Below are 19,237 nucleotides of genomic sequence, written 5' to 3'. Positions count from 1 at the left end.
TTCTACCGATGGCCGACAATGACGAGCTACGCCGGTATCTGAAGAAGGCCGCGACCGAGCTCTACGAGACCAAACAGCAGCTGCGCGCGCTCACCGACCGGTCGCGCGAACCGATCGCGATCGTCGGTATGGCCTGCCGGTACCCCGGCGGTGTGCGCTCCGCCGAGGATCTGTGGCGGGTGACGGCCGACGGTGTGGACGCCATCGGCGGGTACCCGGCCGATCGCGGGTGGGACCTGGATCGGCTGTTCAACCCGGATCCCGATGCGCCGGGCGGCATTTACACCCGCGACGGCGGATTCCTGGACGCCGTGGGCGATTTCGACGCGGCCTTCTTCGGCATCGGGCCGCGCGAGGCCGCGGCCATGGATCCCCAGCAGCGCCTGATGCTGGAGGCGTCCTGGGAAGCCCTGGAGGACGCGGGAATCGACCCGATGTCGCTGCGCGGCGGCGATACCGGCGTGTTCGCCGGGGTGATCCACCAGAACTACGGACCCCGCATCGGCGGGCCGAATATCACCGCCGAGACCGAAGGCCATGCCTACCTCGGTGTCTCGAATGCGGTGCTGTCCGGCCGGATCGCCTACACCTTCGGGTTCCAGGGCCCGGCCATCTCGGTCGACACCGCGTGCTCCTCGTCGCTGGTCGCCCTGCACCTGGCGTGCCAGGCGCTGCGGCAGGGCGATACGTCACTCGCGCTGGCCGGTGGCGTGACCGTCATGTCGGACCCGTCCCTGCTGATCGCGTTCGCCCGGCAGCGGGCGCTCTCACCCGATGCGCGCTGCAAGGCCTTCGCGGCGGCCGCCGACGGGACCGGCTTCTCCGAGGGCCTCGGTGTCCTCGTGCTGGAGCGACTCTCGGACGCCCAGCGGCTCGGGCACACGGTGCTGGCCGTGATTCGCGGCAGCGCGGTCAATCAGGACGGCGCGAGCAATGGCCTGACCGCCCCCAACGGTCCCTCGCAGGAACGGGTCATCGCGGCCGCCTTGGCGAATGCCGGTCTGACACCCTCGGATATCGACGCCGTGGAGGCGCACGGCACGGGCACGATGCTCGGGGACCCGATCGAGGCCTCGGCCTTGATCGGCGCGTACGGCAAGCGCGAGGGCGAACCGCTGCGGGTGGGGTCGCTGAAGTCGAATATCGGTCACACCTCGGCCGCGGCGGGTGTCGGCGGCGTGATCAAGATGGTGCAGGCCATGCGGCACGGCGTGCTGCCGAAGACGCTGCACGTGGACGAACCCACCCCGCACGTGGACTGGTCGTCCGGAAAGGTACGGCTGCTGCAGGACAGCGAGCCGTGGCCGGTGGGGGAGCGGGTTCGGCGCGCCGGGGTCTCGTCGTTCGGGGCCAGCGGCACGAATGCCCACCTCATTCTCGAGGAAGCGCCCGCCCCGGCCGAGAGCGAGCCGGAACCGGCGGGCGAACCCGTTGCGGCCGAGATCGTTCCCTTGCTCCTGTCCGCCAAGTCCGAGGACGCCCTGCGTGCCCAGGCAGATCGACTGCGGCAGCGGCTGATCGACGATCCCGACGCTGACATCCGGGATGTGGCGTACTCCTCGGTGACGTCGCGGGCGCAGCTGGAGCGGCGCGGCGTGGTCCTGGGACATGACCGGGGCGAACTCCTCGCCGCGTTGGCCGATCTGGCCGAGGGTTCACACGAAACCCTCGAGGGCACCGCACGTTCCGGCCGGACGGCATTCCTGTTCACGGGCCAAGGGGCACAGCGGGTCGGCATGGGTGCGGGCCTGTACCAGGCGTTCCCGGTGTTCGCGACCGCCCTCGACGAGGTCTGCGCGCGGTTCGATCCGTTGCTGGGTCGCTCGTTGAAAGACCTGATGTTCGCCGACCCCGACGGTGTGCTGGACCGGACCGAGTTCACCCAACCGGCATTGTTCGCCTTCGAGGTCGCGCTGTTCCGGTTGCTCGAATCCTTCGGCGTCACACCGGATCTGCTGATCGGGCATTCGATCGGAGAGTTGGTCGCGGCCTACGTGGCGGACGTGTGGTCGCTGGCCGATGCCTGCGAATTGGTCGCGGCGCGAGGCCGGTTGATGGGCGCGTTGCCCGTCGGTGGCGCGATGCTCGCGGTGGCGGCAGGCGAAAGCCGAGTCGCCGACCTGGTCGCCGGTTTCGCCGACCGTGTCTCGGTCGCGGCGGTCAATGGTCCGGCCGCGACGGTTCTGTCCGGCGATGTCGAGGCCATCGAGGAGATCGGGCGGCTCGCCGCCGCCGAGGGCATCAAGACGAACAGGCTGCGGGTCAGCCACGCCTTCCATTCGGCGCGCATGGATCCGATGCTGGCCGAATTCCGCGCGGTGGCCGCGCGCGTCGAATACCGTTCGCCGCGTCTGCCGATCGTGTCGAACGCGTCGGGCGAGCTCGCCGGGAGCGCCGTGACCGACCCGGAGTACTGGGTGCGACAACTGCGCGGCTGCGTGCGGTTCGCGCCGGGCGTGGACGCACTCGTCGAGGCGGGCGCGCGGCGGTTCGTCGAGGTGGGCCCCGACGCGGTGTTGGCCGCCATGACCCGCGACTGCCTCGCCGAGCACCCCGAGAACGACTCGGTGTCGACGGTGACGGCAACGGTCCGGCGGTCGGTCGACGAGGTGGAGCAGTTCGCGACGGCCCTGGCGCAGGCGCATGTCGCGGGCGCGCGGGTGGACTGGCGGCCATGGTTCGCGGGCCGTGCGATGCGTCGAATTCCCTTGCCCACCTACGCCTTCCAGCGGAAGCGTTTCTGGCTGTCGGGTGGTGGCGAAGCGCCGCAGTCGCCGACGGATCATCCGATCCTCACGGGCGTGGTCGGTTTGGCGGGCTCCGACGAATGGCTGCTGACCGGCCGATTCTCCGTGCGCACGCATCCGTGGATCGCCGATCACATGACCTACGGCGTCGTGGTGGTGCCGAGCGCGACCTTCATCGAATTCCTGCTCGTCGCGGGCCGCCGAATCGGTTGCGGGACGGTCGAAGAGCTCACCCTGCAGGCGCCGATCCTGCCGACCGCCGACGACGAGGTCGAACTGCAGGTGCTGGTGCAGGCGGCCGACGAGTCCGGGCGTCGACCGTTCGAGTTCTACTTCCGCACCTCCGCCGGGGCGGACTGGATTCACAATGCCACCGGTGTCTTCGGAGCCGAGTGGGCGGGCGAATCGGAGCTGTCGGAGCGGCTGCGGGCGGAGACCTGGCCGCCGGTCGATGCCGAGATCCTCGACAGCGCAGGGCTTCCCGAGCGGATCGCCAGGCGCGCCGGACTCGAGTACGGCCCGGCCTTCCTCGGCGTCCGCGCCGCGTGGCGACGCGACGACACCGTGTTCTCCGAGATCGCGTTGAGTGCCGAGCCGGGACGGCACGATCTGCATCCGGCCCTGCTGGACATGGTCATGCACACCGGCTTCGCCGAATTGCTCTGGCGTGACGGTGATTCCGGCTCCGACTCCGGCAAACTGCTGTTCCGGTGGGGCGGTGCTCGGTTCCATCGGCCGAGCGATCGGTGGCCGAGCGAGGTGACCGCGCTGCGGGTCATGGCGACCGCGACCGGCCCGGATACCATTTCCGTCGCGGCCATCGACCCGCAGGGCACGCCCATTGTGTCGGTCGACGCGGTGGTCATGCGGTCCTACGACGTGAAGGAGTTCCGCGGCAGCCTCGTCGGTGACGAGGCGGGTCTGTACCGGGTTCACTGGGAGCCGCTCGCGAAAGTTACTGCGGGCGTGGACCAATCACCGGCCTCTGTCGGGGATGCGACGGTATGGCGGCCACCCATCGATTCGGTGCGTGCGCAGGTGCACGGTGCGCTGGCGGCGGTACGAGCTCTGCTCGCCGACTCACGTCATAGCGATCGACGGCTGGTCGTAGTGACGACCGGTGCTCTCGGAATATCCGATGAGGCCCCCGATCCAGCCGCCGCGGCGGTGTGGGGATTGCTGCGCAGTGCGCAATCGGAGCATCCGGACCGATTCATCCTCCTCGACGAGGATCCGGCACGGCCCATCGATTCGGAAGATATTGCGGCAGCGGTAGTTTCGGGCGAGCCCCAGATCGCGATCCGCGACGGGAAGCTGTTGGTCCCCCGATTGGTGCGCGCGTCCTCCCCACAGGGCCAGGATGTGCGACCGTCGTTCGGCGACGGCACCGTTCTGATCACCGGCGGCACCGGTGGATTGGGCGCGTTGTTCGCTCGCCATCTCGTCGCCGAACATGGTGTGCGCCATTTGGTTCTGACCTCGCGCCGTGGACACCACGCCCACGGTGCCGACGAACTGGTCACCGAATTGCATCGGGCCGGGGCCACGGTTCAGGTCATCGCCTGCGACATCGCTGACCGTGACGCGGTGGCGAAGCTGCTGGCGGACATCGCTGCCGACCACCCGCTGACCGCCGTCGTGCACGCCGCCGGAACTCTGGACGACGGCACCGTCGAATCGCTCAGCGCCGACCAGGTGGACCGGGTGCTCGCGCCGAAGGTCGACGGCGCATGGCATCTGCACGAGTTGACCCGAGAGCTGAATCTCGGTGCGTTCGTGATGTTCTCCTCGATCGCGACGGTGCTGGGTGCGGCGGGGCAGGGCAATTACGCCGCGGCCAATGGCTTCCTGGACGCCCTGGCGCAGCGGCGTCGGGCCGACGGGCTGGCCGCCACCTCGCTGGCGTGGGGGCCGTGGAACCAGAGCGGCGGCATGACCGCCGGAATGGATCGCGCCGCGCTCGCGCGATGGGAGCGCTGGGGTCTGAGTGCGCTGGAAAACGCGCAAGGCATCAGGCTTTTCGATGAGGCGCTCACGCATGCGGACGCCTGTCTGGCCCCCATTCGCTTCGACGCGAGCGCCCTGCGCCGCGAGTCCGATATAGATGCCGTCCCGGCCGTTCTGCGCGGATTCGCGCGCCGTTCGCCTCGTCCCACGCCACCGGCGGCCGCGACGAGCTCGCTGGCCGCCCAACTGGCGGAGGTGCCACCCGCCCGGCGCGGCGAGCTGGTGCTCGAGCTCGTGCTCACCCAGGCGGCGGCGGTGCTGGGCCATGACTCGGCCGCCGATATCCGAGCCGACCAGCGCTTCGACGAGATCGGCTTCGATTCGCTCGGCGGTGTGGAATTCCGCAACCGGCTCGGCAAGGCCACCGGCCTGCGGCTGCCCTCGACGCTGGTCTTCGACCATCCCACCCCGGCGGCCGTGGCGAAGCTGGTGCGGTCCAGCATCGAGCCGACCGTGGGCCAACCCGTCAAGCAGGCGGCCCGCCGCATTCGGGCCGACGAGCCGATCGCCATCGTGGGCATGGGCTGCCGGTTCCCCGGCGGCGTCCGGACCCCCGAGCAGCTCTGGGATCTCGTGGCCTCCGGAACCGACGCCACCGGCGAATTTCCCACCGATCGCGGCTGGGACCTGGAGCGGCTGTTCGACGCGGATCCGGACAAGCCCGGAACCGTCTACACCCGACGCGGCGGATTCCTCTACGACGCGGGCGATTTCGACCCGGCGTTCTTCGGTATCAGCCCGCGCGAGGCCGCCGCCATGGATCCGCAGCAGCGGCTGCTGCTCGAGGTGTCCTGGGAGGCCCTCGAGGACGCGGGCATCGACCCGGATTCGCTGCGCGGCAGCGACACCGGTGTCTATGTCGGAGCGGGCTATTCGGGCTATGTCGATCGGGTGGTCGGCGAGCTGGAGGGCTACCGGCTCACCGGCACCACGAGCTCGGTGATGTCCGGGCGCGTGGCCTACGTGCTCGGTCTGGAGGGCCCGGCGGTCACCGTGGACACCGCCTGCTCGTCGTCGCTGGTCTCGTTGCACCTGGCCTGCCAGGCGCTGCGCCAGGGCGAGAGTTCCCTGGCGCTGGCCAGTGGCGTGACCGTCGCGGCGAGCCCCTACCTGTATGTGGATTTCGCACGGCAGCGGGGACTTTCGCCCGATGGTCGCTGCAAGGCGTTCTCCGCCGCGGCCGACGGTGTGGCCTTCGCCGAGGGCGTCGGCGTGCTGGTGCTCGAACGCCTCTCCGACGCGAAACGCCTGGGCCACACCGTGCTCGCCCTCGTGCGCGGAACGGCGGTGAACCAGGACGGCGCGAGCAATGGTCTGACCGCGCCCAACGGCCCGTCGCAGGAGCGGGTGATCGCGGCGGCCCTGGCGAATGCCGGTCTGGCCCCGGCCGATATCGACGCGGTCGAGGCACATGGCACCGGCACGACACTCGGTGATCCGATCGAAGCGCAGGCGCTCATCGCGGCGTACGGGCAGGACCGGGAGCGACCGCTGCGGATCGGATCGATCAAATCGAATATCGGCCACACGGTGGCCGCGGCGGGTGTGGGCGGCGTCATCAAGATGGTGCAGGCGCTGCGCCACGAAACCCTGCCCCGCACACTGCATGCCGACGAGCCGAGCCCGCACGTGGACTGGTCCGCGGGCGCGGTGCGATTGCTGACCGAGGCCCAGCCGTGGCCGAGTGGTGACCGGGTGCGGCGAGCGGGCGTGTCGTCGTTCGGTGTGAGCGGCACCAACGCCCATGCGATCCTCGAGGAAGCGCCTGCCCGACCGGTGGTGGTCGAGCCCGCCAGCGGTGACGGCCCCGCCCCGATGCTGCCGTGGCTGCTGTCGGCCAAGACCCCGACGGCGCTCCACGCGCAGGCCGCGAAACTGCGGACCTGGCTGAGCGATCACCCCGAGGCCGACCCGGCCGCCGTGGCGCACGCGCTCGCCAAGACCCGGTCGCGGCATCGCTCGCGGGCGGTGATCCTGGGTCGCGACCGTGCCGAACTGCTCGCGCGACTCGACCGGCTGGCCGACGAATCCGCTACGACCGGAGTGATTTCCGGCACCGTCGGCGGCGGCAAGACCGCCTTCCTGTTCACCGGTCAGGGCGCGCAGCGGGTCGGTATGGGCGCGGGTCTCGCCGCGGCCTTCCCCGTCTTCGCCGCGGCGCTGGACGAGGTGTGCGCGCGCTTCGATCCGCTGCTCGAATGTTCTTTGAAGGAGGCGATGTTCACCGGACACCTGGTCGACGATCGGGGCGTCGGTGACGAGGTCGGGATTCTGGATCGAACGAGACTGACCCAGCCCGCGCTGTTCGCGTTCGAAGTGGCGCTCTACCGCCTAGTGGAGTCGTTCGGCATTGTCCCGGATGTGGTGCTGGGCCACTCCATTGGTGAGCTGGCGGCGGCGTATGTGGCCGGTGTGTGGTCGCTCGAGGACGCGTGCGCACTGGTCGCGGCGCGCGGGCGGCTGATGGACGCGTTGCCGGAGGGCGGGGCGATGCTCGCGATCGCCGCTTCCGAGACCGAAGTCGCCACGGTAATAGCCGAATTCGGTGCAGAGGTCTCGATCGCCGCGGTGAACGCGCCTGCCGCCGTGGTGGTCTCGGGTGACGAGACGACCGTGGCGGAGATCGATCGACGATGCACCGACCTGGGCCGCAAGACGAACCGGCTGCGTGTCTCCCACGCGTTTCACTCCCATCGGATGGAGCCGATGCTGGCGGAGTTCGAAGCCGTCGCGGCCGAGGTGACCTACGCGGCACCGCGAATCCCCCTGGTATCCAATGTCTCCGGAGAGACGGCCGGTGCGGAGATCCTCGCGCCCGGGTACTGGGCGTCGCAGGTGCGCGCCGCGGTGCGTTTCGCACCGGGTGTCGAGACGCTGGTCGCGTCGGGTGTGCGCCGGTTCCTCGAGATCGGACCCGACGCGGTGCTCTCGGCGATGGCGCGGCAGACCCTGCCCGAGGACATCGAGGCGCGGTCGATGGTCGCGGCGGCCGCCCGCCGCGACCACGACGAGGTCGAACAGTTCCTGACCATGCTCGGCCAGGCGCACGCCGCAGGCCTGGCTGTCGACTGGAAGCCGCTGTTGGCCCAGCGGCCGGTAGCGCGAATCACCTTGCCCACCTACGCCTTCGAACATCGGCGGTACTGGCTGGACCCGAGTGTCCAGGAATCCCGTAGGACCGAGGACCACGAGCTGCTCACCGGAGTGGTGCGGGTGGCGGACCGTGACGAATGGCTGTTCACCGGGCGGCTCTCGCTCCGCACCCACCCCTGGATCGCGGACCACACCACCTACGGAGTGGTGCTCGTCCCGAGCGCCGCGCTCATGGAGATGCTGTTGGTCGCGGGCGCGCGCATCGGCTGCGACGCCGTCCAGGAGTTCACCCTCGAAGCCCCGATCCTGCCGCCCGCGGACGGCGAGGTCGAACTGCAAGTGCTGGTGCGGGAACCGGATTCGACGGGACGGCGATCGTTCACCTTCCACTATCGCACCGGCACCGCCGACGACTGGACGCGCAATGCCAGCGGTGTCCTGAGCGGCGCGGGGCCGCTCGACGACGGACTCATGGACCGGCTGCGCGAGGAGCCGTGGCCGCCAATCGACGCGGAATCGGTGGATCCCGAATGGATTCCGGCGCAGGTCGCCCGCGTCGCCGGACTGGAATACGGTGCCTCGTTCCTCGGTCTGCACGGCGCGTGGCGACGGGGCGACACCATCTTCTCCGAGGTCACGCTGAACCCGGAGGTCCGAGCCGACGGATTCCAGCTGCATCCGGCACTGTTCGACATGGCGCTGCACGCCGGACTCGTGTGCCTGATCTGGACGGGCGAGGGCAACGCCGCCGAGGGCAAACTCCTGTTCCGATGGGGCGCAACGCGATTCCACACCACCGGCAAGGTCACCTCGCTGCGGGTGATGGCCGTGCAGCGCGGTGCCGAGACCATCAGCGTGGTGGCCGTCGATCAGGACGGCAATCCGGTGGTCTCCGTCGACGAAGTGGTCATGCGCTCCTACGACGTCGAGCGATTCGACGCCGCGCGGGCGGGCGAACGCGCGGCCCGGTACGGAGTGCGCTGGACAGCGATCGAGCCGTCCGATGGCCACTTTCCCGCCGGGAGTATCGCCGTTCTCGGAACCGCGCAGGTGCCCGGAGTCCAGGAAAGGTATTCGAACCTCGCCGCGCTCACCGCGGCTCCGACCGTTCCCGATATCGTCGTGTGGTCGGAATCCGCCGAAGCGCACCAGGTTTCGACGGAGTCGGTGAGCGATCGGGTGAAGGCCGCCCTGCGCACGGTGAACGGCTGGCTGGCCGAGGAACGCTGGGCGCGATCGCGGCTCGTCGTGGTCACCGATCGTGCGGCCGCCCTGCCGGAGGAGACCCCGGACACCGCGTCGGCCGCGGTCTGGGGTCTGATCCGGAGCGCTCAGACCGAGTACCCCGATCGCATCGTGCTGCTCGACACCGCTGGTGGACAGGATCTTTCGGCCACGGCGATCCGGGCCGCACTCGCCACCGGGGAGCCGCAGCTGGCGATGCGGAGTGGCCGCGTCCTGGCACCGCGCCTGGAGTCGCTGACATCCACTGTCGCCGAGCCGGTTTCGTTCGGCGACGGAACGGTCCTGATCACCGGAGGTACCGGCGGACTCGGTGCACTGCTCGCCAGGCACCTGGTCACCGCGCACGGGGTGCGGCAGCTCCTGCTGGTATCCCGACAGGGTGAACGTGCCAATGGCGCAAGGGAACTCGCGGCAGAGCTCACCGGCCTCGGCGCGGAGGTCCACATTGCGGCCTGCGACGTCAGCGATCGCGAAGCCCTGCGGAACCTGCTGGCGGACATCCCCGCTCAGCATCCACTCACCGGCGTCCTGCACGCCGCGGGCGTACTCGACGACGGCACCTTCCACACCCTCACCGATCGGCAGATCGACCGGGTCCTCGCGCCCAAGGCCGAGGCCGCCCGGCATCTGCACGAGCTCACCCGCGAGCTGAATCCGTCCGCCTTCGTGCTGTTCTCCTCGATCGCCGGATTGATCGGATCCCCGGGGCAGGCGAACTACGCCGCCGCGAACGCCTTCCTGGATGCCCTCGCCACCCAGCGCCGCGCCGCAGGGCTGCCCGCTCTCGCGCTCGCCTGGGGCCCGTGGCAGCCCGATCTCGGCATGACCGGCGCACTGGACCGGCACGCCCTGGGCCGATTGGACCGCATGGGTCTGATCCCCTTGGACCGCGCCGAGGGCCTGCGATTGTTCGACGAATCGCTGACCACGGCGGAACCGGTGGCCGCGCCGGTGCACCTGGACACCGGCAAACTGCGCGTGGCCGCGCACAGCGGTCCGGTCCCGGCGGTGCTGCGCGGATTCGTTCGCACCCCCGTCCGACCGGCCGCCGCCGCGACCGTCGAACCCTCGCTCGGCGACCTGCTGCACGGTGTGGCGGAGCCGAAACGGCATCGGGTCGTGCTGGATCTGGTGCGCGAACACGTGGCCGCGGTGCTGGGTTACGCGTCGGCCGACGATATCCGGCCCGACCAAGGTTTCGACGAACTCGGCTTCGATTCCCTTGGCGGAGTGGAGTTCCGGAACCGGCTGGCCCGGGTGACGGGGCTGTCGCTGCCCTCGACCCTGGTCTTCGACTACCCCACGGCGGGAGACATCGCGGGCTACCTGCTGGAGCGGGCCGTTGTGGCGGAAGCCGCGCCACCCGCCGCACCGGTGTCGGGCGAGATCGCGCGCCTCGAGGCCATGGTCGAGCGGATCATCGCCGCCGACGACAACGCCGAGGAGACCGTCGCGGCCCTGCGCGGCATTGCCGAGCGGCTGCGCGCGCATCTGGGAGACACGCGGTCGGGCAGCGGCTACGACGACCTCGAATCCCATTCCGACGAAGAGCTTCTGAACCTGATCGACGAGGAGTTTGGCCCCGCATGAGCAATCCGAGCACCAGCAACGAGGAACGCCTCAGCCGGTACCTGCGGAAGGTCACCGGAGATCTCCGCACCGCCAACAAGCGCATCCAGCAGCTGGAGGACCGTGCCGGGGAGCCACTCGCGATCATCGGCATGAGCTGCCGCTACCCCGGCGGTGCCGACACCCCCGCGCGGCTGTGGGAGCTGGTCTCCTCCGGCACCGACGCCGTCGGCCCCTTCCCGGCCGACCGCGGCTGGGACCTCGAGCGCCTGTTCGACGCGGACCCCGAGGTCCCGGGAACCATCTACACCCGCGAGGGCGGATTCCTGTACGACGCGAGTGAATTCGACGCGGGCTTCTTCGGCATCCCGCCCAGCGTGGCCGAAGCCATGGACCCGCAGCAGCGGCTGTACCTGGAAGCCACCTGGGAGGCCCTGGAGGACGCGGGCATCGATCCGGCCACGCTGCGCGGCGGCGACACCGGGGTGTACGCGGGCGTCATCCATCAGGACTACGGACCGCGCATCGGGTCGCCGGGGCTGACCCCCGAGGCGGAAGGCCAGGCGTACCCGGGTGTTTCGGCCAGCATTCTCGCCGGGCGCGTAGCCTTCACCTTCGGATTCAAGGGTCCGGCGCTGTCGGTGGACACCGCGTGCTCGTCGTCCCTGGTCGCCCTGCACCTCGCCGGTCAGGCCCTGCGCCAGGGCGAGACCTCCCTCGCGCTGGTCGGCGGCGTCACCGTCATGTCCGATCCCGCCCTGCTGATCGCCTTCGCCCGCCAGCGCGCGCTCTCGCCCGACGCCCGCTGCAAGGCCTTCGCCGCGGCGGCGAACGGGACCGGATTCTCCGAGGGCCTGGGCATGCTCGTGATCGAGCGACTCTCGGATGCCCGCCGCCACGGCCGCCGCATCCTCGCGGTCATTCGTGGCAGCGCGATCAACCAGGACGGCGCGAGCAATCGGCTGACCGCCCCGAACGGCCCGTCGCAGGAGAAGGTGATCGCGGCGGCCCTCGCCAATGCCGGTCTGGCCCCGGCCGATATCGACGCGGTCGAGGCGCACGGCACCGGCACCTCGCTCGGCGACCCGATCGAGGCGCAGGCCCTGATCGCCGCCTACGGCCGCGATCGCACCGGGAATCCGCTGCGCATCGGTTCGCTCAAATCCAATGTGGGACACACCTCCGCCGCGGCCGGGGTCGGTGGCGTCATCAAGATGGTGCAGGCGCTGCGGCACGAAACACTGCCCGCGACACTGCATGTCGATGCCCCGACGCCGGAGGTGGACTGGTCGGCGGGCACGGTGCGCCTGCTCACGACGGCGGAACCGTGGCCCGTCGGCGAGCGGGTGCGGCGCGCCGGTGTGTCCTCCTTCGGGGCCAGCGGCACGAATGCCCATGTGATTCTGGAGGAAGCACCCGCCGAGGCTGTCTCGCCCGAATCGGACGATTCCGCGCCTACCGCGCAGGTGGCATCCGGCCTCACGCCGTGGCTGATCTCCGCGAAAACCGAAGCGGGCCTGCGGGCTCAGGCAGACCGGCTGCGGCACTGGGTGATCGAGAACCCGGATCAGACCATCGACGACATCGGCTACTCACTGCTGACGACCCGCGCCCACTTGGAGTGGCGGGGCGCGGTGGTGGGCGAGGACCGGGACACGCTGCTGGCCGGACTCGCGGCGCTGGCCGAATCCACCGACTCCGCCGATGTGGCTGCGGGGCGGGCGGTTTCGCGCAAGGTGGCGTTCCTGTGCACCGGCGGCGGTGCGCAGCGGGTCGGCATGGGGCGTGAACTGTACGACGCGTTCGGGGTGTTCGCCGCCGCGCTGGACGAGGTCTGCGAGCACTTCGATCCGCTGATGGGCGGCTCGCTGAAGCGTTTGATGTTCACCGGGCAATGGGGCGAGGAAAGCTCGACCGATGCCGATGCCAGTGTGCTGCACCGGATCGAGTTCAGCACGCCCGCGCTGTTCGCCTACGAGGTCGCCCTCTCTCGCCTGCTGGAATCGTTCGGCGTGACACCCGATGTCCTGGTGGGACATTCGACAGGTGAGCTGGCAGCCGCGTACCTGGCGGGGGTGTGGTCGCTGCCGGACGCGTGCCGACTGGTGGAGGCGCGCGGTCGCCTCATGGGGCAGCTGCCCGACGGCGGCGCGATGCTGGCCGTCGCGGCCGACGAGCGCGAGGTGGCCGAGGCGCTCGCCGGGCACGCGGGCCGGGTTTCCGTCGGCGCGGTGAACGCACCCGGCTCCCTGGTGGTCTCCGGCGACGAGGACGCGGTGGCGGCGGTCGAGCAATGGTTCGCCGACCGCGGGCGCGAGACCTCCCGGCTGCGGATCTCGATCGCCTCCCATTCGCACCGCATGGACCCGATGCTCGACGAATTCGCCGCTGTCGCACGGGAAGTCACCTCCCACCGGCCGCACACCGCGCTGGTGTCGAATCTCTCCGGCCGGATCGCGGGCGATGAGGTGCTGGCGGCCGACTACTGGGTCGCGCACATCCGGGGAACCGTTCAATTCGCCCGCGGCGTAGACGCTTTGGTGGACTTCGGCGCGCGGAGATTCCTCGAGATCGGGCCGGACGCCGTGCTGACCGCCATGACCCAGCAGTGCCTGTCGGCCGATATCGCGTCGCAGTCGCTGCTGGCCGCCGGGGCGCGGCGCGGGCGCGGCGAGACCGAGCAGTTCCTGAACTTCCTGGCGCGCGCGTACACCGGCGGGGTGGAGGTCGACTGGACCGTGCTGTTCGCGGCCCGCCCGGTCTCTCCGGTGTCGTTGCCCACCTACGCTTTCCAGCGTCGCCGCTACTGGCTTCCGCTGGTGAGCGGCCTCGCCGGTGTCGAGGCCGCTGGCATGAGCGTGGTCGACCACCCCATGCTGGACGCGGCCCTGCCGATGGCGGACGGTGGTGTCGTCCTGACCGGGCAGCTGTCGGTGCTGGCGCAGCCTTGGTTGGCCGACCACGCCATCCGGGAGGCCACGGTACTGCCGGGCACCGGGTTCGTGGAACTGGCGCTGTGCGCCGGTGCGGAAACCGGCTCCCCGGTCATCGAGGAACTGACATTGCAAGCGCCACTGGTCTTTCCGTCCACCGGCGGCGTGCGCATCCAAATCGTGGTCGGGCCCGCGTCCCCGCACCGGCCCCTCTCGATCTACTCCCGTGGTGAACACGACCACGACGGCCAGTGGGTCCTGCACGCGCACGGGCTGCTGACCGACCGAACCGACACGGCCACACCCGAATCGGAGGTATGGCCGCCCACCGCGGCGACCGAGATCGACCTAGCGCGCACGGTCCTGGCACCCGACTACGCCATGGGACCGGCCTTCCAGAACGTGCGGGCGCTGTGGCGACGCGGCGACGAGGTATTCGCCGATATCGCCCTCGACCCCGAAACCGGGGTGCGCGGCGAAGGATTCGGGATTCACCCGGCCCTGCTGGACGCGGTCATCCAGGCCGGACTGCTGGCCGACGCGGTCGAGATCCCGGCGGGTCACGTGGTGCTGCCGTTCTCGTGGGAATCGGTGTCGCTGTACACGTCCGAGGCGTCAGCACTGCGCGCCCATCTGACCGTCGACGGGGCATCGGCCGCGCTGCGGGTGACCGACGAGAAGGGTCAGCCGGTGCTGTCCGGCACGGTGACGAGCCGACCCATGCCGGTCGGGCAACTGGCCGCGGCGAGCGGCCCGGCCGACGCGGTGCTCGAACTGGTGTGGTCACCGGCCGACGTGAGCGACTCCCGCACAGCGGATTCGAGCGTGGGTTGGTGGGACCGACTGGCTCCGGACGCGCCGGTACCCCCGGTGGTGGTAGTCGAGGCCGGGGGCGGGTGGAGCGACCGCACGGGCACCGACGTGGTGGCCGAGACCCACGCCGAGGTCGCCCGAATGCTCGCGGTGGTGCAGGCGTGGCTGGGCGACGACCGGTTCGCCGCGAGCACCCTGGTGGTCGCCACCCACGGCGCGGTCGCACTGCCCGGCGAGGACTGCACCGACCTGGCCGGCGCCGCGGTCTGGGGGCTGACCCGGTCCGCACAGGCGGAAGATCCCGGCCGGATCATCCTGGTGGACACCGATATTCGACTCGACGAGCAGCTGGCCGCCGGTATCGCGGCCGGGAATGAACCGCAGTGGGTCGTGCGCGACGGCATCGCGCACACCGCCCGGCTCGTCCGGCCCGCCGCGCCGACCGACCGTGCCGATACCGTCACCGCCTTCGGCGATGGCACGGTGCTGATCACCGGCGGCACAGGCGGTTTGGGCGCGGCCGTGGCCCGGCACCTGGTCGTCGAGCACGGCGTGACCTCGCTGGCGCTGGTCAGCCGCAGCGGCCCGAGCGCGGAGGGCGCGGCGCAGCTGGTCGCCGAACTCGAGCAACTCGGCGCGCAGGCACGGGTGATCGCCTGCGATGTCACCGATTCCGGCGCGGTGGCCCAGCTCCTGGCCGAGCTACCGGCGCAGCGACCGTTGACGGGTGTCATCCACGCCGCGGGTGTGCTCGACGACGGCACCATCGGTTCGCTCACCGCGCAGCGGGTGAACGCCGTCCTGGCACCCAAGGTCGATGCGGCCTGGCATCTGCACGAGGCGACCGCGGACCTGAATCTCTCCGCGTTCGTGGTCTTTTCGTCCGTCTCGGGCACGATCGGCGCACCCGGACAGGCCAACTACGCGGCCGCGAACACCTTCCTCGACGCCCTGGTGGCGCACCGCAGGGCACGCGGCCTGTCCGGTCAGTCGCTGGCGTGGGGGCTGTGGGCCCGCACCAGCGGCATGACCGGTGGCCTCGACGCGTCCGACGTGGCTCGGCTGAGTCGCGGTGGCTTCGTCGCCATGCCCGACGAGCAAGCCTTCGCGGGTTGGCACGCGGCGCTCGAACGAGACACGGCCCACGCCGTGATCGCCGCGGTGGACCCCGCCGAGCTTCGCGCCCAGGCCGACAGCGGACTCCTGCCCTCGGTGCTGCGCGAGCTGGTCTCGCCCGCCGACCGCCGCCCACGCGGGACCCGGCCCCCGGCGGCGGCCCTGGCTGCCCCGGATCTGCGGGATCGACACACGGTGCTGGACATCGTCATTCGGCACGTCGCGGCCGTCCTCGGACACGACGGCGCCGACGCGATCGATCCCGAGCGCCCGTTCACCGACCAGGGTTTCGACTCCCTGGGCGCGGTCGAACTGCGCAACCGTCTGCAAACGGCCACCGGCCTGTCCCTCCCGCCCGCGGTCGCCTTCCAACACCCCACCGCGACCGCGCTCGCCGACCACCTCCACGAGCAACTCGCCGACCGCCGGGAAAAGCTCGCAGACCGCCAGGAAAGAGAAATCCCGGCCCGCTCGATCGACACGGTGTTCGACGAATTGGAAGCCGTTCTCGCGAACGGAGATTGGGACGATCCCGAGAAAGCCCGGATCGCAACCCGATTGCGCGCCATGGCCGCCCGGTCCGCCACCCCGGTCATCCGCCGCGCCACCAAGGCCGATATCGAGGACATCGTCCAGGTCGTCGCCCGGGCCTTCGACGAGGACGACCCGGTCGAGGAGTACGTCTTCCCGAATCCGGCGGTGCGGCACCGCCGCGCCCCCGACATGGTGCGGCTCATGATCAAGTACCGCTTCCTGCCCGTCAATGGCGCGGCGGTGGCCACCGTCGACGGCAAGATCGTGGCCGCGCTGCTGTGGTACCCGCCGTACTACCGCAATTCCCTGTGGCGAGAGATGATTTCGGGTCCGCTGCTGTTGAAGGCCATGGGCGCCGCGACGCCGCGCGGCATGCACGTCGATGCGGCCATCGCGCGGGTGTCGCCCCCACAACCCCACACCACGCTGGTCTACCTGGCCTGCGCCCCCGAATGGCAGGCCGCCGGGGTGGGCATGGCCCTGGCCGAATGGGCCGTCGCGGAGGCGGACCAGGTCGGCGCGACGGTCGGCGGCATCTGCAAGGACGCCAATCTTCCCTTCTATGAGGCATTCGGAGGCAAATTCGTCACCAAGACCCGGCTCGGACGCAAGGGCCCGGAAATGAACTACGTCCTGCGCCCGGCCACAAGCGATATGGCTTCGTTTCATCCCGGTGATCGGGCATTCCCATAGAGTGGGAGCGTGGCCGCACTTCTCACCCAAGGGCAGACCGGGGAACTCGGCGTCGCGGACGTCACCGTGACGGTGCATTTCAGCGCGGGCATCGACCTGGCCGCGCTGCTGCTCACCGATCGCGGCACACCGTGCGCGGCGACACCGATCTGGTCTTCTACAACCAACCCGCCGGGCCCGGTGTGCAATTGGTGCCCGGGCAGAACGCCATTGCCGTGAGCCTGCACTCGGTGCCGCAGGGGGTGGCTCACATTCGCATCGTGGCCACCCTCGACGATCCCGACAAGCGGTTCGGCAATTTCCCGCCGCCGCACATCGCCATTGCCGACGACCGGGGAAACCCGCTGTACGAGTACGTGATCGAAGGTCTGGGCAATGAGACCACGGTCGCCGCGGTGGACCTGGATCGCGGCACCGACGGCTGGTACGCCCGCGCGGTCGGCTTCGCACACCCGCGCGGGTTCGCGGCCCTGATCGCCGATCACGGGGTGGCCGTCGCCAATTCGCAGCAACCGGCGCGCCCGACCGCACCGGTCATCGCACCGGTGCTAAAGTCCGGCGACACCGTCGCGCTGCGACGGCAGGGCACCGACCTGACCTTCGTGAAGATGGGGCTGGGCTGGGATCCGGTGCACGTGCAGCACAAGTGGGGGACACGCCCGGTAGAGATCGATCTGGACGCCTCGGCGCTGGTGTACGCCGGGAACGATCTCGTCGATGCCGCCTACTACGGGCAGTTGGTCACCAAGGACGGCGCCATCCGGCATTCGGGCGACAACCTGACCGGTGAGGGCAAGGGCGACGACGAGGTGATCACCGTCGATCTGACCCGTGTCGGCCCGCACGTCACCGCCATCGTCTTCGTCATCACCTCCTACGCGGGCCACACCTTCGAGCGGGTGCGAAACGCGTTCTGGCGCTTGATCGACGGCACCACCAGCACCGAGCTCACCCGGTCCAATCTGAGCGCGGGCGGTCCGCACACCGGCATGGTGGTGGCCAAGGTGCATCGCGAGGACGGGGTGTGGAAGGTGCAGGCCCTCGGCCATGGGATCCAGGCCGGACATCCCGTCGAGGCGGCCGCGCAGGTCGTCCAGTTCCTCTGAGGTCCGGGCTCGCCCCTCCGAGGTCCGGGTTCACCGCTGGTCCGGGTTCACCGCTGCGCGATGCGGATTCAGACCGGCGTGATGAACCGGCCCAGCTGCGGCACCGCCTCGCCCGGATGCTTGGCCTGGAAGCCCTCGCCGATGGCCTCCAGCCGCCACTCGCCGCCGGAACGGAACACCTTCGCCATGGCGATGGCCGTGAACGGCATGCCGCCCGCGAGCGCGTAGCGCGCCAGCTCCGCCTGCGTGGTGTCGTCCACCAGGCGGCAGTAGGCATTGCTGACCTGCTCGAAGGTCTGGCCCTGATACGAGGTGACAATGAACAGCAGCGTGGTGACCTGCTGTGGAACGCGACTCAGATCCACCGCGATCTGTTCGTCGTCGCCCACCCCGCCCTCGCCGGTGAGATTGTCGCCGGAATGCCGGATGGAACCGTCCTTGGAGGTCAGCTGACCGTAGTAGGCGACATCCACCAGATGCCGGTCGGCGAACATGGCAACCCAGGCGTCCAGATCGATATTGACGACGCGCTGCCCGAACAGCCCGCCGCGCTTGGCGGGATCCCAGCCCAGGCCCATGCGAATCCGGGTCAGCGCTACCCCGCCTTCCTTGCGCAGGGTGACGCGCTGCCCCTTGGACAGATTGACCGGGCGACCGCGCGACAGTTCGCCCTCGGTGGGGCGTGGTGGGGCCGGTGGCGGCGGCGCAAATGTCGAATTCGGCGGTGGCGCAGGGGGATACGGTGCGGGTGGGGTCGGTGCCACCTGAGTCGGTTCGAGCGGCGGCGGGTAGGCCGAGGGCACGGGCGGCGGTGGGGGAGGAGTGCGCTGCGGGGCGGGGCGCGGCGCGTCCTCGACGGTGACGCCGTGATCGGTGACCAGGGCCGCGAATCCGCCCGCGTAGCCCTGCCCGACCGCGCGGACCTTCCAGCCGCCGAACCGGCGATACAGCTCGACCGCGATCACGATCGATTCGCTCTGCAGATCCTCTATCCGGTACTCGTACAGGGGATTACCGCCCGGATCGGCGACGACCGCGACCGGCGGCGCGATCCGTCCGAAGGTCGCGCCCGCCTGGTCCAGGGTGATCACCGCCCGAATCTGCGCGATCTCCGCGGGCACCTGGGCCAGCGACACCACCAGATCGGCGGGCTGCCCGGACACCCCGTTGCGCAGCCGTACCCCCGGTCCCGCGGGCTGGTTGTAGAACACGAAATCCGCGTCCGTGCGCACCTTTCCGTGCTCGGTCACCAGCAGCGCCGAGAGTTCGGCGGCCGCCGCGACCTTGACCGAGACCACCACCTCCGCGGCGTTCAATGCCCCGTTCTGACCCTTGACTAGCGTTGTGGACAAGGCCGACCCTCCCGTATCGAAACGTCCCC

5 protein-coding genes are annotated in these 19,237 nt (G+C 70.2%); 4 read left to right on the top strand and 1 reads right to left on the bottom strand.

Features of this window, described 5'->3' with window-relative positions:
* Positions 1–8 precede the first annotated feature (8 nt).
* From VMT40_RS14475 to VMT40_RS14460, 4 genes are read left to right on the top strand one after another with little or no spacing between them, the layout of a single operon-like run.
* Positions 9–10,682 (top strand): type I polyketide synthase, encoded by a 10,674-nt coding sequence (locus VMT40_RS14475; RefSeq protein ID WP_326358496.1) that lies wholly within the window; start codon positions 9–11, stop codon positions 10,680–10,682.
* Positions 10,679–16,750 (top strand): type I polyketide synthase, encoded by a 6,072-nt coding sequence (locus VMT40_RS14470; RefSeq protein WP_326358495.1) that lies wholly within the window; start codon positions 10,679–10,681, stop codon positions 16,748–16,750. Before VMT40_RS14475 ends, VMT40_RS14470 begins: the two co-directional genes overlap by 4 nt.
* A gap of 9 nt (positions 16,751–16,759) precedes the next feature.
* Positions 16,760–16,969, top strand: a complete 210-nt coding sequence (locus VMT40_RS14465) for a hypothetical protein (RefSeq protein ID WP_326358494.1) — start codon at positions 16,760–16,762, stop codon at positions 16,967–16,969.
* Positions 16,882–17,856, top strand: a complete 975-nt coding sequence (locus VMT40_RS14460) for a TerD family protein (RefSeq protein ID WP_326358493.1) — start codon at positions 16,882–16,884, stop codon at positions 17,854–17,856. Before VMT40_RS14465 ends, VMT40_RS14460 begins: the two co-directional genes overlap by 88 nt.
* Positions 17,857–17,924: 68 nt before the next feature.
* Here the strand turns inward: VMT40_RS14460 and VMT40_RS14455 are convergent, their stop codons facing one another.
* On the bottom strand, positions 17,925–19,208 hold the full coding sequence (locus VMT40_RS14455; protein ID WP_326358492.1) for a TerD family protein: 1,284 nt from the start codon (positions 19,206–19,208) through the stop codon (positions 17,925–17,927).
* Between the last annotated feature and the right edge of the window lie 29 nt (positions 19,209–19,237).

This window comes from Nocardia sp. CDC160, from assembly GCF_035818795.1.
GTDB lineage: Bacteria > Actinomycetota > Actinomycetes > Mycobacteriales > Mycobacteriaceae > Nocardia.
The sequence above is the reverse complement of the archived record's forward strand: the minus strand, read 5'-3'. Positions and strand labels throughout refer to the sequence as shown.

Excerpts from the sequence above, each read along its gene's own strand:
- VMT40_RS14475 (WP_326358496.1), top strand. The coding sequence starts at position 9 with ATGGCCGACAATGACGAGCTACGCCGGTATCTGAAGAAGGCCGCGACC.
- VMT40_RS14470 (WP_326358495.1), top strand. The coding sequence starts at position 10,679 with ATGAGCAATCCGAGCACCAGCAACGAGGAACGCCTCAGCCGGTACCTG.